The organism is Bradyrhizobium sp. CAR08 (assembly GCF_052871955.1).
Genome location: NZ_JBIXJX010000001.1, coordinates 78080 through 95827, shown reverse-complemented (window position 1 = coordinate 95827; position 17748 = coordinate 78080). Strand labels below are relative to the sequence as shown.

The following is a 17748-nucleotide window of genomic DNA, read 5'->3' as shown; positions in this document are numbered from 1 at the left end:
TGTGGAGCCACGAACGCTTTCCTTCTCCCCTTGTGGGAGAAGGTGGCGCGAAGCGCCGGATGAGGGGTCTCTATCGACACGGGAAACGTTGAGAGATACCCCTCACCGCAGTGAGCTTGTGTCTCCGAGCGTCGCCGCCCTCTCCCACAAGGGGCGAGGGCGCATCAACGCGCATCTCGCCGTATTGCTCCGCATAGTCAGCAGCGTCAGGCCACCGCCGAGATCGGGCGCGGGCTCACGACATATTCGCGCAGCACCTTGTCATTGGCGTCGACCTCGATCAGTGCGACGTCGTAGGTCCAGAGATCGGCCAGATGCTGGAGCACGCGCTTGGCGTCGGTCTCGTTGAGCTGCGCGCCCTTGATGACATGGTGATGCAGGATCAGCCGCCGGTCGCCGGAGAGATCGACGTCGACCACCTCGATATTCGCGTCGATGTAGCCGACATCGTGCTGCCGTGCCAGCTCGCGCCGAACGCGGCGGAAGCCCCGCTCGTCGTGAATGGCGTCGACCCGGATGCCGGCGCGTTCCTCGGGGTCATCATGCAGGTGGAACATGCGGAGGTGCCGCATCAGCTTCGGACTCAGGAACTGGGCGATGAAACTCTCGTCGCGGTAGTTGGCCCAGACGTCGCGCAGCACGCCCATCACGTCGTTCTTGCCGGCGATGTCCGGGAACCATTCGCGGTCCTCGTCTTCCGGCCTGGTGACGATGCGCTCGATGTCCTGCATCATGGCGAAGCCGAGCGCATAGGGATTAAAGCCGGAAAAGCGCTGGTCATCGAATTCGGGCTGGAACACGACATTGGTGTGCGACTGCAGGAATTCGAGGAAATTGCCGTCGCTGATGCGGCCCTGCTGATGCAGCTTGGTCATGATGCGATAGTGGACGTAGGTCGCCGTCCCCTCGTTCATCACCTTGGTCTGGCTCTGCGGATAGAAATATTGCGCGATGTGGCGGACGATGCGCAACAGCTCGCGCTGCCAGGGCGCCAGCCGCGGCGCGCTCTTCTCGAGGAAATACAGCAGGTTCTCCTGCGGCAGGCCGAGCAGCTTGCGGCGGCGTTCGATGCTGAGCGCGGACCGGGTCTTGCTCTTTCCCGCCGGCACGGTGCGCCAGAGGTCGTTGAAGACCTCCTCCTCGTGCTGGCGGCGGCGCCCTGCCCGCTTCTCTTCGGCGCGGAGGTCGAGCTTCTTCTTGCCGGGATAGCGGTCGATCCCATGCGACATCAACGCATGCGCGGCATCGAGGGTGCGCTCGACCTCCACCCGGCCGTAGCGATCCTCGCATTGCATGACGTAGTTCTTGGCGAAATCCAGATAGTCCAGGATGCCGTCGGCGTCGGTCCACTGCTTGAACAGATAGTTGTTCTTGAAGAAGTGATTGTGGCCGAAGGCGGCGTGCGCGATCACCAGGGTCTGCATCGTCGCCGTGTTCTCTTCCATCAGGTAGGAGATGCAGGGCGAGGAGTTGATCACGATCTCATAGGCGAGGCCCATGAGGCCCTTGCGGTATGAGGCCTCGTGATACGCAAAGTGCTTTCCGAACGACCAGTGCTTGTAGAACAGCGGCATGCCGACCGACGAATAGGCGTCCAGCATCTGCTCGGCGGTGATGACTTCGATCTGGTTCGGATAGACGTCGAGCCCGAGATCTTTCGTCGCCACCTCCTCGCAGGCATCCGTGATGCGCTGCAAGGTGTGAAAATCCCAATCGGCGCCTTCGAACAAGCGTTCCGTCATGGAGCGGCTTTCTCCTGGGCAGTGTCGCGGCGCTGAAACAGATCGTGGAACACCGGAAAAATTTCGCTGCGCTCGCTGACCTTGCGCATCGAGAGCGGTGCGCCGCTGTTGCGCAAGCGCTCGTAGAGGGTCCAGAGCGAGGAGTCGGACAGATCGAAGGCGCTGCCGCCGGACTCGCCGACCTCGAGATAGGCGAAGAACTGGCAGACCGGCAGGATTTTGTCGGTCAGCAGCATGCCCGCGAGCTCGCCGTCGGAATAGGAATTGTCGCCGTCGGAAGCTTGCGCAGCGTAGATATTCCAGTCCGACGGGCTGAAGCGTTCGCGCACGATCTCGTGCATGGCCTGCAGCGCGCTGGAGACCAGCGTGCCGCCGGAAGCCGGGCCATAGAAGAAGGTCTGCTCATCCACCTCCTCGGCGCGATCGGTGTGGCGGATGAAGACGATGTCGACATGCTTGTAGCGGCGCTTCAGAAATACGTAGAGCAGCATGTAGAAGCGCTTGGCGAGATCCTTCATGTGCTCGGACATCGAGCCCGACACGTCCATCAGGCAGAACATCACAGCCTGGGCAACGGGCTTTGGAACCGTCTCGAAGCGGCGGTAGCGGATGTCGAGCGGATCGATGAAGGGAATGCGCTTGGATTTCGCCTTCAGTTTTTCGAGCTGGGCTAGCAGCAGCAGACGCTCGTCCTCATCTGCGCAGGCAGCGATGGCGGATTCAAGCTCTTCGATCTCCTCCTTGCTGGGACGCTTGAGCGCGATACGGCGCGCCATTGCGCGCCGAACCGTCCGGCTCACCGAGATGTTGGATGGCGAGCCCGACGTGGTGTAGCCGGCGCGCTGGATGCCCTCGCTCTCGGTCTGCGCGATCTTGCGCTTGGCGAGATCAGGAAGTTCGAGGTCATCGAGGAAGAGATCGACGAATTCGTCGCGGCTGAGCACGAAGCGGAAGGCGTCCTCGCTGTCGCCTTCGCCCGGACCGGAATCCTTGGCACTGCCCTGGCCGGAGCGCTGGAGATAGTCGCCCTCGATGAACTTCTTGTTTCCGGGCAACACCATGTCGCGCGTTCCGCCGTCGCGGCGGAAACGCGGCTCGTGCATGCCGTCGAGCGGAATGGTGACCTCGCCACCCTCCAGGACGTCCTTGATGTCGCGTTCCTGCGAGGTCTTCTTGACGGCGCCCTGCACCAGGGATTTGGCCCGACGCAAGAACCGCTGCCGGTTCTCGAGACTCTTGCCGCCTGGATTCAGGCGCCTGTCAATAATGTGAATCGGCACTTTTCCATCCGCCTCAACCGGCCTGCTTCACGCGCATGTACCATTCGACGAGCCGGCGAACCTGACGCTCGGTGTAGCCGCGCTCCACCATGCGTGCGACGAACTCGCCGTGCTTCTTCTCCGTCTCGCCGTCCTTCTTCGACCCGAAGGAGATGACCGGAAGCAGGTCCTCAACCTGGGAGAATATCCGCTTTTCGATCACATCGCGAATCTTCTCGTAGGAGATCCAGGTCGGATTCTTGCCGCCGTTCTGGGCGCGCGACCGTAACGAGAATTTGACCACCTCGTTGCGGAAATCCTTCGGGTTGGCGATGCCCGCCGGCTTCTCGATTTTGGTCAGCTCCTGGTTCAAAAGCTCACGATCCAGCAGCTGGCCGGTGTCGGCGTCCTTGAAATCCTGGTCCTCGATCCAGGCATCGGCGTAGTCGACGTAGCGGTCGAACAGGTTCTGGCCGTAATCCGAGTAGGATTCGAGATAAGCCTTCTGGATCTCGTTGCCGATGAACTCGGCATAACGCGGCGCAAGGTCGGCCTTGATGAATTCGAGGTAGCGCTTCTCGACTTCCTCGGGCAGTTGCTCGCGCTTGATCGATTGCTCCAGCGCGTACATCAGATGCACGGCGTCGGCGGCGACTTCCTGCGGATCGTGGTTGAAGGTCGCAGCCAGGATCTTGAAGGCAAAGCGGGTGGAAACACCGTCCATGCCCTCGTCGACGCCGGCGGCATCGCGATATTCCTGGACGCTGCGCGCCTTCGGATCGGTCTCCTTCAGGCTCTCACCGTCGTAAACCCTCATCTTGGCGTAGATCGTGGAATTTTCGTGCTTGCGCAGGCGCGACATCACCGAGAACCGCGCCAGCGTTTCCAGCGTCGCGGGCGCGCAAGGCGCGGCCGCGAGCTCGGAGCCCTGGATCAGCTTCTCGTAGATCTTCTGCTCCTCCGTGATCCGCAGGCAGTACGGCACCTTGATCACGCAGATGCGGTCGATGAAGGCCTCGTTGTTCTTGTTGGCCTTGAAGCTCGACCACTCGGCTTCATTGGAGTGCGCGAGGATGACGCCGGTGAACGGGATCGCGCCGATGTTCTCGGTGCCGATATAGTTGCCTTCCTGCGTCGCGGTGAGCAGCGGGTGCAGCATCTTGATCGGCGCCTTGAACATCTCGACGAATTCGAGCACGCCCTGGTTGGCGCGGTTGAGGCCGCCGGAATAGCTGTAGGCGTCGGGATCGTTCTGCGCGTAGGTTTCGAGCTTGCGGATGTCGACCTTGCCGACCAGCGAGGAGATGTCCTGGTTGTTCTCGTCACCCGGCTCGGTCTTGGCGATCCCGATCTGGCGCAGCCGCGACGGCTGGATCTTTGCAACCCGAAACTGGGAAATGTCGCCGCCGAAGGCTTCCAGCCGCTTGTAGCACCACGGGCTCATCAGGCCGGTGAGACGGCGGCGCGGAATGCCGTATTTCTCTTCCAGCATCGGGCCGAGCTGATCCGGATCGAACAGGCTGAGCGGGCTTTCGAACACGGGCGAGAGCTCGTCGCCGGCCTTGAGCACGTAGATCGGATGCACTTCCATCAGCGACTTGAGCCGCTCAGCGAGCGAGGATTTGCCGCCGCCGACCGGACCGAGCAGATACAGGATCTGCTTGCGCTCTTCGAGGCCCTGCGCCGCGTGACGGAAGAAACCGACGATGCGCTCGATGGTTTCTTCCATGCCGTAGAAACCGGCGAAGGCCGGATAGGTACGGATCGTGCGGTTCAAAAAAATACGGCCAAGGCGTGGGTCCTTGGCCGTGTCAATCGTCTGGGGCTCACCGATCGCTGCTAGCAGTCGTTCGGCCGCGTTTGCGTATTTCATGGGATCGCTTCGACACGATTCCAGATATTCCGCCATCGACATGTCGTGTTGGCTTCTCGCCTCGAACGACTTAGCGAAAGCGTTGAATAGAGAATCGTTGTACATGATCCCTCTCCGCGTGAGTTCCGCTACACAATTGAACGAAAGCAGCGACCGGACCGTTCCTTAGCGCCACTCTCGAATCAGCGTGAGCACATGACGATCATTCGACACCCGGGCGCCTTCTCGGCGCAACGCACAACGTAGGCACAGGGTGAGTTACGAACAGGCACCTGCCTGATATTTGAGCGAATCTTTGTCTATATTGGCTCATTTCCAGAAAATGTCACTCGCTCGCAACATCCGGGCATTACCGGGGATGCGTTCATCCGGCGCCGCATCATAGCCGTCTGCGAACGGCGATCTTATGACGCTTGTGCGGCGAAGCCTTGCGTGGCGCGTTCATCTTCCTGCTGCAATGCGGTGCGTGGACCGCCGGCGGCGTGACAGTCGCGGCAAACGCGCAGCAGTGTATCAAAATCGGTCGCCAGGCCCTCCGACCGGATGACGATGCGATCGTCCGTCGCACCGCGGGCCAAGCCGCGGATGCTGCAGAGCTGCCTCTGCAAGGCCGGCGTCGGCGTCAGCACGATCACCTTGCGCCCGCGGCGTTCTTCAGCCGAAATCTCCGCGATCGAGTCCCACAGCAGAAATTCATTGCCGATGCGAAGGTCGCGAATGCCATAGGGGGTGACGATCACCACCGATGCCCGCTCGGCGGGGAGCATCCAGATCAGCCGGCCGGTCATCGCGGCGAACGCCACCACGCCGGCATAGCCGACCGTCGTGTCGTAATCGCCAAAAGCATTCCACCAGCCCAAGGCGAGCGTTGCGCTGAGCAGCGTCATGGCGAAACCCGCAACGATCAGCAACCGCAGTTGGGTCGTACATGGACCGATTTCGAGATCGTGGGACGCATCGACGCATCCGGTCGACGTGACCGACTGGGGGCTGTCTGTGACAGCGAGCGCCAGACGGTCATGATGTGCTTGCATGCTTTCCCCCAGCATGGCCATTCGCGACCGAGCCACGATGCATCAGGCGGACCGGAATCCGCTGATGAGTACTCCGCGCAGCCACTGGCGGCGAGGCGAGGCAGCTGGCGTTACACAACAAGGGCGTAGCCGATTCCTCACGGCCAACGACCTTTTACGCAACTCGGCTCCCTCTACGCGGATCGCCATGATCGCGACGGAGTTACACTGGAGGATATGACGCCCATACCCTTGATTGGTTCCCTCAAGGAAGCATGTAAGCTAGAGGATAGCGCGTCAGGACCGGCGCGGAAACCCCTCGCCCGCAGGCTTGGAGATAAATTAGCATCATGAATCCCGTCAAAGAACTGGAAAAGCACGGACAAGCCGTCTGGCTGGACTTCCTGGCCCGCGGCTTCATCGCCAAGGGCGACCTGAAGCGGCTGATCGACACCGACGGCGTCAAAGGCGTCACCTCCAACCCCTCGATCTTCGAGAAAGCGATCGGCAGCTCGGACGAGTACGACGCGCCGATCGGCAAGGCATTGAAGCGCGGCGATCGGTCGGTCGCCGACCTGTTCGAGGCCGTCGCGGTCGAGGACATCCAGAACGCCGCCGACGTGCTGCGCCCGGTCTACGACCGCCTCAAGGGGGGCGACGGCTATGTCAGCCTGGAAGTCTCGCCCTATCTGGCGATGGACACGGGTGAAACGGTCACAGAGGCGCGGCGGCTCTGGAAGGACGTCAACCGCAAGAACCTGATGGTGAAGGTGCCGGCAACGCCGGAGGGCCTGCCGGCGATCGAGACCCTCATCGGCGACGGCATCAGCATCAACATCACGCTGCTGTTCTCCAGGGACGTCTATCTGCAGGTTGCCGAGGCCTATCTCGCCGGTCTGGAGACATACGTCGCAGGTGGCGGCGATCCCTCGCACGTGGCGAGCGTGGCGAGCTTTTTCGTCAGCCGCATCGACTCGGTGGTCGACAAGCAGCTCGACGAGAAGATTGCCCGCGCCAACGACCCGAGCGAGAAGGAACGGCTCGCCGCGCTGAAGGGCAAGGTCGCGATCGCCAATGCGAAGGTCGCCTACCAGGATTACAAGCGCCTGTTCTCAGGTCCGCGCTGGGACAAGCTCGCGGCCAAGGGCGCCAAGCCGCAGCGCATGCTGTGGGCCTCGACCGGCACCAAGAACAAGGACTACAGCGACGTCCTCTATGTCGAGGAATTGATCGGTCCCGACACCATCAACACCGTGCCGCCGGCGACATTGGATGCGTTCCGCGACCACGGCACGCCGCGGGACAGCCTGGAAGAGAATGTCGACGACGCCAGGCGCGTGCTGGAAGAACTGGAGCGCTCCGGCGTCTCGCTCGATGCTATCACCGAGGAACTCGTCAAGGACGGCGTCAAGCAGTTCGCCGACGCCGCCGACAAGCTCTATGGCGCTGTCGCCCACAAGCGCGCCACCGTGCTCGGGCCTGCGATCGACCGCCAGCTTCTCTCGCTCGGCGACGGCCTCGGCAAGGCCGTGGCCAAGAGCACCGAGGAATGGCGCGCGTCGGCAAAGATCCGCAGGCTGTGGCAACGGGACAAATCGGTCTGGACCGGCACCGACGAGGACAAATGGCTCGGCTGGCTCGACAGCGCCGCCAAGGCCGACGTCGCCGATTATGAGGATTATGCCAGCCGCGTGAAAGGCCAGAAATTCTCCGACGCCGTCGTGCTCGGCATGGGCGGGTCAAGCCTCGGGCCGGAGGTGCTGGCCGAGACCTTCGGCAAGAAGCCCGGGTTCCCGAAGCTGCACGTGCTGGATTCCACCGATCCGGCGCAGGTGCGGGCAATGGAGGCCAGGATCGACATCGCCAACACCGTGTTCATCGTCTCCAGCAAGTCCGGCGGCACCACCGAACCGAATGCGATGAAGGATTATTTCCACCAGCGCGTCGCGCAGGCGGTCGGACCGAAGGTCAAGACCGGCCATCGCTTCATTGCGGTCACTGATCCCGGATCGTCGCTGGAGACGGCGGCGAAGACGCTAAGCTATGCGCGCATCTTCCACGGCGAGCCCTCCATCGGCGGACGCTACTCGGTGCTCTCGCCATTCGGCCTGGTGCCGGCGGCAACCGCGGGCGTCGATATCAAGACCTTCATCAAGCACGCGCTTGCGATGGCCCGCTCCTGCGGACCGGACGTGCCGCCGGCCGAGAACCCCGGCGTGCAGCTCGGCCTTGCCATGGGCCATGCAGCGCTCGAAGGCCGCGACAAGGTGACGATCCTGTCGTCGAAGAAGATTGCCGATTTCGGCGCCTGGGCCGAGCAGCTCATCGCGGAATCGACCGGCAAGGACGGCAAGGGCCTGATCCCGATCGACGGCGAGCCGCTGGGCGAGCCGGCGGTCTACGGCAATGACCGGCTCTTCATCGACATCCGTATCGAGGGCGAAGCGGACGCCGCCCATGACTCGCAGCTTGCTGCGATCGAAGCGGCCGGCCATCCCGTCGTGCGCATCGTGATGAAGTCGATCGACCATCTCGGCCAGGAGTTTTTCCGCTTCGAGATGGCAACGACGGTCGCGGGCAGCATCCTCGGCATCAACCCGTTCGACCAGCCGGACGTGGAAGCGGCCAAGATCAAGACCCGAGAGCTCACCGCCTCGTTCGAAAAGACCGGCGCGCTGCCGGCCGAGCAGCCGGTGGTCAGCACCACCGAGGCCGATCTCTACACCGACGAGACCAATGCCGCAGCCCTGCGCGCCGCCGGCGCCAACGGCGACCTCACCTCGTGGCTGAAGGCGCATCTGTCGCGCTCCAACCATGGCGATTATGTCGCCCTGCTCGGCTACATCGCGCGCGACAAGGCGACGATCGACGCGCTCCAGACCATGCGGCTCGAAGTGCGCGAGAAGCGACATGTCGCAACCTGCGCCGAGTTCGGACCGCGTTTCCTGCACTCGACAGGACAGGCCTACAAGGGTGGCCCCGACAGCGGCGTGTTCCTCCAGATCACCGCCGACGATGCCAAGGACCTGCCGGTGCCGGGCCAGAAGGCCAGCTTCGGCGTCATCAAGGCCGCGCAGGCGCGCGGCGACTTCGACGTGCTTACCGAGCGCGGCCGGCGCGCGCTGCGGGTCCACTTGAAGGGCGGGCTCAAGAAGGGTCTCGCGGCGCTCAATGCGGCGCTCAACGAGGCACTGAACTAAGGGAATTCCTCAAATGCAACTCGGCATGATCGGCCTCGGCCGGATGGGCGGCAACATCGTTCGCCGCCTGATGCGCCACGGACATTCGACCGTGGTCTACGACAAGGACGCCAAGGCCGTCGCCGGCATTGCGGCAGACGGCGCGGTCGGCTCGGCGACGCTCGAAGAGTTCATTGCGAAACTGGAGCGGCCGCGCACGGCCTGGGTGATGCTGCCGGCCGGCCACATCACCGAGACCACGATCGACACGATCGCGGGCGCGATGCAGGAAGGCGACGTCATCATCGACGGCGGCAACACGTTCTGGCAGGACGACGTCCGCCGCGGCAAGGCGCTGAAGGAGCGCGGCATCCACTATGTCGACGTCGGCACCTCCGGCGGCGTCTGGGGCCTCGACCGCGGCTATTGCATGATGATCGGCGGCGAGAAACAGGTGGTCGATCGGCTCGATCCGATCTTCGCCGCGCTCGCGCCCGGCGCCGGCGACATTCCGCGCACGGAGGGACGTGAGGGGCGCGATCCCCGCATCGAGCAGGGCTACATCCATGCCGGCCCCGTCGGCGCCGGTCATTTCGTCAAGATGATCCACAACGGTATCGAATACGGCCTGATGCAGGCCTACGCCGAAGGTTTTGATATCCTCAAGAACGCCAACATCGAGGCCTTGCCGGTGGATCATCGTTACGAATTTGATCTCGCCGATATCGCCGAGGTGTGGCGGCGTGGCAGCGTGATCCCGTCCTGGCTGCTCGACCTTACCTCGACCGCGCTCGCGGATAGCCCTGCACTGGCGGAGTATTCGGGTTTCGTGGAGGATTCCGGCGAAGGACGCTGGACCGTGAACGCGGCGATCGACGAGGCCGTGCCGGCCGAAGTCCTGACCGCGGCGCTGTTCGCACGTTTCCGTTCCCGCAAGGAACACACTTTCGCCGAGAAAATTCTCTCAGCGATGCGAGCCGGCTTCGGCGGCCACAAGGAGCCGAAGCAGCCGGCAGCTTCGAAGCCGAAATAGCAATTAGCAGAGCGAAGGCCAATAGTTCGTGACAAAAGACCCGCAAGCCAAGCGCAAGCCGGAAAATTGCGCCTTCGTCATCTTTGGTGTCACCGGCGACCTCACCCATCGGCTGGTGATGCCATCGCTCTACAATCTGGCGGCCGAGCATCTGTTACCGGAAAAGTTCTGCGTCGTCGGCGTCGCCCGCCGGGGCCAGTCGGACAACGAGCTGCGCGACAGCCTGTTGAAGGGCTTGCGCCAGTTCGCGACCCGGCCGGTGGACGACGACATTGCCAAGAAGCTGCTGGAATGCGTGACCTTCGTCGAAGCCGACGCAAAGGATCCGCCATCCTTTGATCGCCTGCGCGAGCATCTGGATTCCCTGGAATGCGCGCAGGACACCGGCGGCAACCGGCTGTTCTACCTCGCGACCCCGCCGGCTGCGTTCGCGCCGACCGCGCGCGAGCTCGGCCGCACCGGCATGATGAAGGAGAACGGGGCGTGGCGGCGCCTGGTGATCGAAAAGCCGTTCGGCACCGACCTCGCCTCGGCGCGCGCGCTGAATGGCGAGCTGCTGAAGATCATGGACGAGCACCAGATCTACCGGATCGATCACTATCTCGGCAAGGAGACGGTGCAGAACATCCTGGTGCTGCGCTTTGCCAACGGCATGTTCGAGCCGATCTGGAATCGCAACCATATCGATCACATCCAGATCACCGTGGAGGAAAAGCTCGGCGTCGGCCATCGCGGCGGCTTTTACGACGCCACCGGCGCGCTACGCGACATGGTGCCGAACCACCTGTTCCAGCTGATGTCGCTGGTCGCGATGGAGCCGCCGGCGCGTTTCGACGCCCATTCCGTGCGCTCCGAGAAGGCCGAGATTCTGACCTCGATTCAGCGCCCGAGCGAAGAGGAAGCGCTGAAGAGCTCGGTGCGCGCCCAATATCTCGCAGGGCGCATCGGCGACGATGAGATCCCGGACTATCGCAAGACCGAGGACGTCAAACCCGGCAGCACTACCGAGACCTATGTCGCGCTGAAGCTGATGATCGACAATTGGCGCTGGGCCGGCGTGCCGTTCTATTTGCGCACCGGCAAGGCGCTCGGCCACAAGCGCACCGAGGTCGCGATCAAGTTCAAGCAGGCGCCGCTGTCGATGTTCTCAGGCACGGCTGTCGATCGTCTCTCTCAGAACTTCCTCACGATCGGCATCGCACCGACCGAGACCATCGAGCTCCAGTTCAACGCCAAGATCCCGGGGCCGAGCGTCACCATCGACGGCGTCGAGATGAAGTTCCGCTATGGCGACTATTTCCGGGCCGATCCCTCGACCGGCTACGAGACGCTGATCTACGACTGCATGATCGGCGACAACATCCTGTTCCAGCGTGCCGACGGCATCGAAGCCGGATGGGAGGCGGTGCAGCCGTTCCTTGACGCCTGGAAGAACGCGGGCAGCAACGGCATCGAGACCTATCAAGCCGGCAGCGACGGCCCCGCCTGCGCCGATGAATTGCTCCGCCGCGACGGCCGAAGCTGGCGTAAATTTTCGTGACCGCGACGGCCGGACAGCCGAAGCTGATCGTCGAGGCCGACGCCGAGGCTCTCGCGCGGACCGCGGCCGGACGGGTGATGGCGCGAATCGCGGCCAATCCCGGGCGCATTGCGATCTGCCTGACCGGCGGCTCCAGCCCAAAGAGGCTCTACCAGCTGCTGGGCAGCGAGGCCTGGCGCGAAAAAATCCCGTGGGAGCGCGTGCACTGGTTCATCGGTGACGAGCGCTTCGTGCCCGAAAGCGATCCCCTCAACAACATGGCGGTCGCGCGCGCGACCTTTCTCGATCGCAACGCGCCCTCCGGCCATGTTCACCCGATCCCGACGACGGCTGACGACCCTGATCAGAGCGCCGAGGCCTATGCGCGCGAGCTGCAGTCTTTCTACGGCGCGGAAAGCCTGGATCCGGCACGGCCGCTGTTCGACATGGTCTTGATGGGCGCGGGGCCGGACGGCCACACGGCTTCGCTCTTCCCGGGCTACCCCGCGATCGAGGAGACGGGACGCTGGGTGGTCGGCGTCCCCAAGGCCAATGTTGCCCCCTTCGTGCCGCGGGTCTCGCTCACCCTGCCCGCACTGGCGTCCTGCCGCGAAATGCTGTTCGAGATAGCGGGGCACGACAAGCAGCCGATCTTGACGCGCCTGCTCAATGGCGAGACTCTGCCGGCTGTACGCGCGCGCTCGAATGGCGAGACCGTCTGGCTGGTCGACCAGGCCGCGCTTCCGGAGGGAATTCGTGGCCGGCGTTGAAGCACCTTGTGCATTGATCGTGATGGGCGTGTCGGGCTCGGGCAAGAGCACGGTTGCAAAAGCGCTCGGCGAGCGCCTCGGCTGGCGTTTCGAGGACGGCGACAGCTTTCATCCCGCCAGCAATGTCGAGAAGATGCGGGCCGGCCATCCCCTCACCGACGAGGACCGCTGGCCCTGGCTCAACGCCATTGCCGACGAGATCGCGAGGGTCTGTGACAAGGGCGAGCACGTCATCATCGCCTGCTCGGCGCTGAAGCATACTTATCGGGACGTGCTCCTGCGCGGACGCGACGACGTCCGCTTCATCTTCCTGAGGGGGACGAAGGAGCTGATCGCCGCTCGCCTCGCGCAACGTAAGGGGCACTTCATGCCGCCCGGCCTGCTGACGAGCCAGTTCAACACGCTGGAGCCGCCGGAGGCTGGCGAGCACGTGATCACAGTCTCGATCGACGAATCCGTGGAAGCGATCGTAGACGGCGCGGTGCGGCAGTTGAAACTGGGCGGCGCGAAACGCTGAGGCCAAACACCCAAGAAACACCCAAGGGACCGTCATGACAAAAATCTCGCTCGTCGTCTCCGACGTCGACGGTACGCTGCTGACCAAGGACAAGACGCTGACCGACCGCGCGAGGTCCGTGGTTCAGCGTCTGCACCAGGCCGGCATCGGCTTCACGATTACGTCGAGCCGCCCCGCGATCGGCATGCGTTTCCTGATCGAACCGCTGGCGCTCTGGCTGCCGGTCGGCCCGTTCAACGGCTCCTCGATCGTCGACCCCGAGATGAATCCGGTCGAACAGCATCTCATCCCCGCCGCGGCGGCCGAGCGAAGCTTGCAAATTCTGCGGGACTTCGGCGCCGACATCTGGCTGTTCACCACCGACAAATGGCTGATCGACAAGCCTGATGGCCAATACGTGGCACATGAGCAGCACACCATCCGCTCCGACCCGACCATCGTGACGGATTTCTCGCCGTATCTCGCGAGCGCCTGCAAGATCGTCGGGGCCAGCGCCGATGCAGCCGGCCTCGAAGCTTGCGAGAAGGCGATGCAGAAGGCGCTCGGCAGCGAGGCGATGGCGGTGCGCTCGCAGACCTATTACCTCGACATCACCCCGCCCGGCTTCGACAAGGGCACATTCGTGCAAGCCATGGCCAAGCGCCTCGGCATTTCAACGGACGCGGTCGCCACGATCGGCGACATGCAGAACGACCTCGCGATGTTTCGCGTCAGCGGCGTTTCGATCGCAATGGGCAATGCGGCCGACAACGTCAAGGACCAAGCCACCCACGTCACCGCGACCAACGAGCACGACGGTTTTGCGGAAGCGATGGAGATGATTTTGAAGCGGAACGAGGTCGCCTAGGTCACTGCTTCGACCGCTGCATCGCAGGCTTCTTGCTGCCCTGCCTTGCGGCCGACAGGTTATGCGCGGTGTTGACCAGCGCGATATGAGTCAGCGCCTGCGGGAAATTGCCGGTCTGACGCCTGGCGCCTGAATCATATTCCTCGGCTAGCAGTCCCACATCATTCGCGACACCGACCACGCGATCGAACAAGGCTTGCGCCTTGTCGAGATCGCCCGCCAGTACATGGGCATCGGCCAGCCACAGGCTGCAGGCGAGGAAGGCGCCCTCGATCGGCTGCTTCTCCTCGGACACTTCGCGCGGATCGTGCCGCAGCACAAAGCCGTCAGGCATCATGTGCTTTTCCATCGCCGCGATGGTGCCGCGAATGCGCGGATCCGACGCTTCCAGGAAGCCAACGGACGGCAGCAGCAGCACGCTGGCATCGAGCAGCTTCGAGCCGTAGGACTCCACGAAGGCATTCTCCTCCGCGTCGAAGCCGCGGTTGCAGACGTCGCGATGAATGGCGTCGCGCAAGGTGCGCCAGTGCAGCAGCGGCGCCTTGAAGCCGAAGGTCTCGGCGCTCTTGATGCCGCGGTCGAAGGCGACCCAGGTCATCACCTTGGAGAAGACATAGTGCTTCGGCTGCCCGCGCCGCTCCCAGATGCCGTGATCGGGCTGGTCCCAGACTTCGGCGAGATGCTTGAGCACGGCGCATTCCAGCGCCCAGCTCTCGTCGTCGAGCTTGAGCTTGGCCATCCGCGATTGGTGGAAGGCGTCGATCAGTTCGCCGTAGACGTCGAGCTGGAGCTGCGCATGCGCGGCATTGCCGACGCGCACCGGCTGTGCGCCCTCGTAGCCATCGAGCCAACCGGCCTCCCATTCCAGCAGCCGCCGCTGGCCCCAGATGCCGTACATGATCTGCATGTTCGCCGGTGAGCCTGCCGCCGCACGCAACAGCCAATTGTGCCAGGCCGAGGCTTCCTCGGTGTAACCCGAGTTCATCAGCGCCAGCAGCGTGAAGGTGGCATCGCGCAGCCAGCAGAAGCGGTAGTCCCAATTCCTGGCGCCGCCGAGCTTCTCCGGCAACGAGGTGGTCGGCGCCGCGACGATGCCGCCGGTCGGAGCGAAGGTCAGCGCCTTGAGTGTGATCAGCGAGCGCACGATCAGGTCGCGATAGTCGCCATCGCGATTGCAGTGGCTGCACCAGTCCTGCCAGAATTTCTCGGTCTCCTTGAGTGCGACCTCCGGATCGATTGGCGCGGGCGGCTCGAGATGCGAGGGGCCGTAGGTCAGCACGAACGGCACGGTCTCGCCGGCCTTCACCTCGAAATCGGAAACCGTGGTCAGATCCTCGCCTCGGGTCTTGGCCGGTGTCCGCAGCACGGTCATGTCCTGCCCGGCGACCGCCAGCAGGGAATGGTCGATCCGCCGCACCCACGGGATGTCGACGCCGAAGCCGAAGCGGATGACGAGTTCCATCCGCATCTTCACCGTGCCGCTGACACCGCGGACCAGCCGCACGATGTCGGAGGCCTTGCCGCGCGGCGGCATGAAGTCGATCAGCGCAACGGTGCCGCCGTCAGTCTCAAAGCGCGTTTCGAGGATGAGGGTGTCGCCGAGATAGCGGCGCGACGTCGCGGTGACGTCCTCGCTCGGCGCGATCAGCCAGCGGCCGTTCTTGTGCGTGCCGAGGAGCGCGGCAAAGCAGGCATCGGAATCGAAGGCCGGCCAGCACAGCCAGTCGATCGAGCCGTTGCGGCCGACCAGCGCCGCGGTCTCGCAGTCGCCGATCAGCGCATAATCTTCAATCCTCTGAGACAATGTCGTGCGAGCCTCGAAAACGACGTCCGGAGACCCCGGCGATCAACGCCCGCCGGGTAACGAGCGTTCCCGTGTCGCGGCCTTCAAGGCTGCGACATCGACCTTCGAAATGATCTTGTCGAGCGTCACAGGCAGGCGCTGGCGCCAGTTCGGATGCTCGTCAATCGTACCGGGAATGTTGGGCTGGTCGATCACGCCGAGCAGATCCTCCAGCGACACCGCAAGCAGCCGCGACGGCGTGCGCGACAGGAAGGCGAGCACCGAATAGACATCATTGGCACGGATGCCGTTGGCACGCAGGATCTCGTCGAGCAGGCCGAGCGCATCCCAGCGGGCCTGATCGTTCTCGCCGGGATCGAGCCCGAGCGAGCGCTTCATCTTGAGATCGCTGAAAGAGCGCCAGCCGGCATAGGTCGACAGATCATGCGTGTTCAACGTCACCAGCGCGTTGGGCCGGTAGTGATCGACGGGCCGGAAGTGACCGGCATCGTCGCGCTCGAACATCATGACGAGGTAGGACCAGATGCCGAAATCCTGCATGGTCTCGCGAAAACCTTCCGGCACCGTGCCGAGGTCCTCGCCGATGACGATGCACTTATGGGCAGCGCTCTCCCGCGCCACGGTCGCCAGCAGCGCCTCGAACGGCATCTGCACATAGGCGCCGTTGTCGGGCTTGAAGCCGCGCGGCACCAGATAAAGCCGCTTCAAGCCGAGCACGTGATCGAGACGGATGGCTCCGGAATGGCGCATCGAAGCCGCGAGCATATCGGCGAATGGCACGAAGGATTGCGCCTCCAGGCCGCCGGCATTGAAGCCGGCCAAGCCCCAATCCTGGCCAATGGTATTGAGCACGTCCGGCGGCGCGCCGACGGCGAGATGACGAGAAATCGCCTCCTGCTCGTTCCAAGCATCGAAGCCGTTCGACTGCACGCCGACGGCAACGTCAAGATAGAGCCCGACCCGCATGCCGAGCTGGCCGGCCAGCTCCTTGGCCGCATGCAACTGGCTATCGGCGGTCCATTGCACGAATTCGACGAACTCGACCTCGTGCTTGTCCGGGCCGTTGCGCAGCTCGGCGCATTTCGTCTCATCCGGCTTTTGCCATTCCTGCGGCCATTCCCACCACGGCGCCGCAAAGCGATGGCGTAGCACCTCGAAGCAGGCAAAACGGGACAACAGCGGCGCGCGAGCCGCCCGGAAGGCGTCGAACTGGTTGCGGCGGACGCCGCTCGCGGTTTTCACGAAGCTGTCGAAGGCGGCACGCAAGGCCAACCATTTCAAGGCCGCCATGTCCGGATAGGGCACACGATCACCGTCGCGGAGCCGCGCGGCGGTCGCGGCCGCATCGGGGACGAGGTCGGGGGAAAATTCCGGGATCGCCTCGACGTCGATATAGAGCGGATTGAGAAACAGCCGGCTGTTCGGCGAATAGGGGCTGCAATCGGCCGGATGGTCATCGAACAACACATGCAGGGGATTGAGCCCGACGCCGTCGGCGCCCAACTGCTTCGCGAGCCGGACCAGACCGGCGAGGTCGGTGAAATCGCCGATGCCCCAATTGCGGTCCGAGCGGACGCTGTAGAGCTGCACGGCAAGCAGCCAGCCCCGGTCGAAATCGCCGCCGAAGGCCCGCTCCGGCGCCACGATCATCGGCACCTCTTCCGTCACGCCTCCGGCATCCGTCAGCGTCAGCCGGTGATAGCCGAGCGGCAGGCCGGCCGGCCAGGCAATCACGGGCTCGCGCGTCTCACCTTGCGCGATCAAATTGCCGTTGCCGGTCATCTTCCATTTGAGCGGCGGCGCACCGATCGTCACCAATTCGGTGCGCGGATGGCCCAAGGCGCGTACCACCACAGGCCCGCTGACGAAGCGGTAAACCCGCTTTTCCGGCAAGGCGTCGAGGATGGATTTGAGGGCCACGGGATCGGTGACCCGCAGCTTTCCGAGGGCATCGACGAATTCGGATTGAACGCCCTTGATCCGGGCTTGAGCTAAAAGATCCATTCGGCACGCAGCTTGCAGGCCATTTTGTGGCCGGGGGCATCGATTTTAACGAGGTCGCGGAAGAGGTTAGTCAGGGTTAACTCGCGAGCCGCGCCTGCCGTTCCCCAGGGAACCAATGACACACAAGCGGCTTTCTATAGTGGTATCAAGCGTAGGTTCCCGGCAAGGGAAACGGGCTCCTGCTTTCT

12 protein-coding genes are annotated in these 17748 nt (G+C 63.6%); 6 read left to right on the top strand and 6 right to left on the bottom strand.

The genetic code is table 11. The features are described 5' to 3' along the window. Positions 1-206 precede the first annotated feature (206 nt). From ACIPUD_RS00395 to ACIPUD_RS00380, 4 genes are all read right to left on the bottom strand, one after another. A complete protein-coding gene (locus ACIPUD_RS00395) occupies positions 207-1742 on the bottom strand; it encodes a SpoVR family protein (RefSeq protein ID WP_007613791.1) in 1536 nt (511 codons plus the stop codon). Then, positions 1739-3016, bottom strand: a complete 1278-nt coding sequence (locus ACIPUD_RS00390) for a YeaH/YhbH family protein (protein ID WP_026232663.1) — start codon at positions 3014-3016, stop codon at positions 1739-1741. Before ACIPUD_RS00390 ends, ACIPUD_RS00395 begins: the two co-directional genes overlap by 4 nt. Positions 3017-3035: 19 nt before the next feature. Beyond that, complete coding sequence (locus tag ACIPUD_RS00385) at positions 3036-4979, bottom strand: PrkA family serine protein kinase (protein WP_018454065.1); 1944 nt, start codon at positions 4977-4979, stop codon at positions 3036-3038. 299 nt (positions 4980-5278) lie between these two features. Further along, complete coding sequence (locus ACIPUD_RS00380; RefSeq protein WP_446479976.1) at positions 5279-5929, bottom strand: hypothetical protein; 651 nt, start codon at positions 5927-5929, stop codon at positions 5279-5281. 308 nt (positions 5930-6237) lie between these two features. Between ACIPUD_RS00380 and ACIPUD_RS00375 the strand changes: the two genes are divergently transcribed. From ACIPUD_RS00375 to ACIPUD_RS00350, 6 genes are read left to right on the top strand one after another with little or no spacing between them, the layout of a single operon-like run. After that, entirely contained in the window at positions 6238-9087 is a 2850-nt protein-coding gene (locus ACIPUD_RS00375) for a bifunctional transaldolase/phosoglucose isomerase (protein ID WP_446479975.1), read from the top strand. A gap of 13 nt (positions 9088-9100) precedes the next feature. Beyond that, positions 9101-10099: a phosphogluconate dehydrogenase (NAD(+)-dependent, decarboxylating) gene (gene gnd / locus ACIPUD_RS00370; protein WP_446479974.1), complete on the top strand. Its 999-nt coding sequence runs from the start codon at positions 9101-9103 to the stop codon at positions 10097-10099. A 28-nt stretch (positions 10100-10127) separates the two neighbouring features. Beyond that, complete coding sequence (gene zwf / locus ACIPUD_RS00365) at positions 10128-11639, top strand: glucose-6-phosphate dehydrogenase (RefSeq protein ID WP_018454061.1); 1512 nt, start codon at positions 10128-10130, stop codon at positions 11637-11639. Further along, on the top strand, positions 11636-12388 hold the full coding sequence (pgl, locus tag ACIPUD_RS00360) for a 6-phosphogluconolactonase (RefSeq protein ID WP_085351903.1): 753 nt from the start codon (positions 11636-11638) through the stop codon (positions 12386-12388). The genes zwf and pgl overlap by 4 nt, the downstream gene beginning before the upstream one ends. Continuing rightward, a complete protein-coding gene (locus tag ACIPUD_RS00355; RefSeq protein ID WP_026232661.1) occupies positions 12375-12905 on the top strand; it encodes a gluconokinase in 531 nt (176 codons plus the stop codon). Before pgl ends, ACIPUD_RS00355 begins: the two co-directional genes overlap by 14 nt. Positions 12906-12939: 34 nt before the next feature. Beyond that, entirely contained in the window at positions 12940-13752 is an 813-nt protein-coding gene (locus ACIPUD_RS00350; RefSeq protein ID WP_446479973.1) for an HAD family hydrolase, read from the top strand. A gap of 1 nt (position 13753) precedes the next feature. On the opposite strand, the gene ACIPUD_RS00345 is transcribed toward ACIPUD_RS00350, so the two are convergent. Together ACIPUD_RS00345 and malQ are read right to left on the bottom strand one after the other, a co-directional pair. Further along, complete coding sequence (locus ACIPUD_RS00345) at positions 13754-15556, bottom strand: glycoside hydrolase family 15 protein (protein WP_018454059.1); 1803 nt, start codon at positions 15554-15556, stop codon at positions 13754-13756. A 42-nt stretch (positions 15557-15598) separates the two neighbouring features. Continuing rightward, positions 15599-17560 carry a 4-alpha-glucanotransferase gene (gene malQ, locus ACIPUD_RS00340; RefSeq protein WP_446479972.1) on the bottom strand — a complete coding sequence of 654 codons (1962 nt, stop codon included), beginning with the start codon at positions 17558-17560 and terminating at the stop codon, positions 15599-15601. Between the last annotated feature and the right edge of the window lie 188 nt (positions 17561-17748).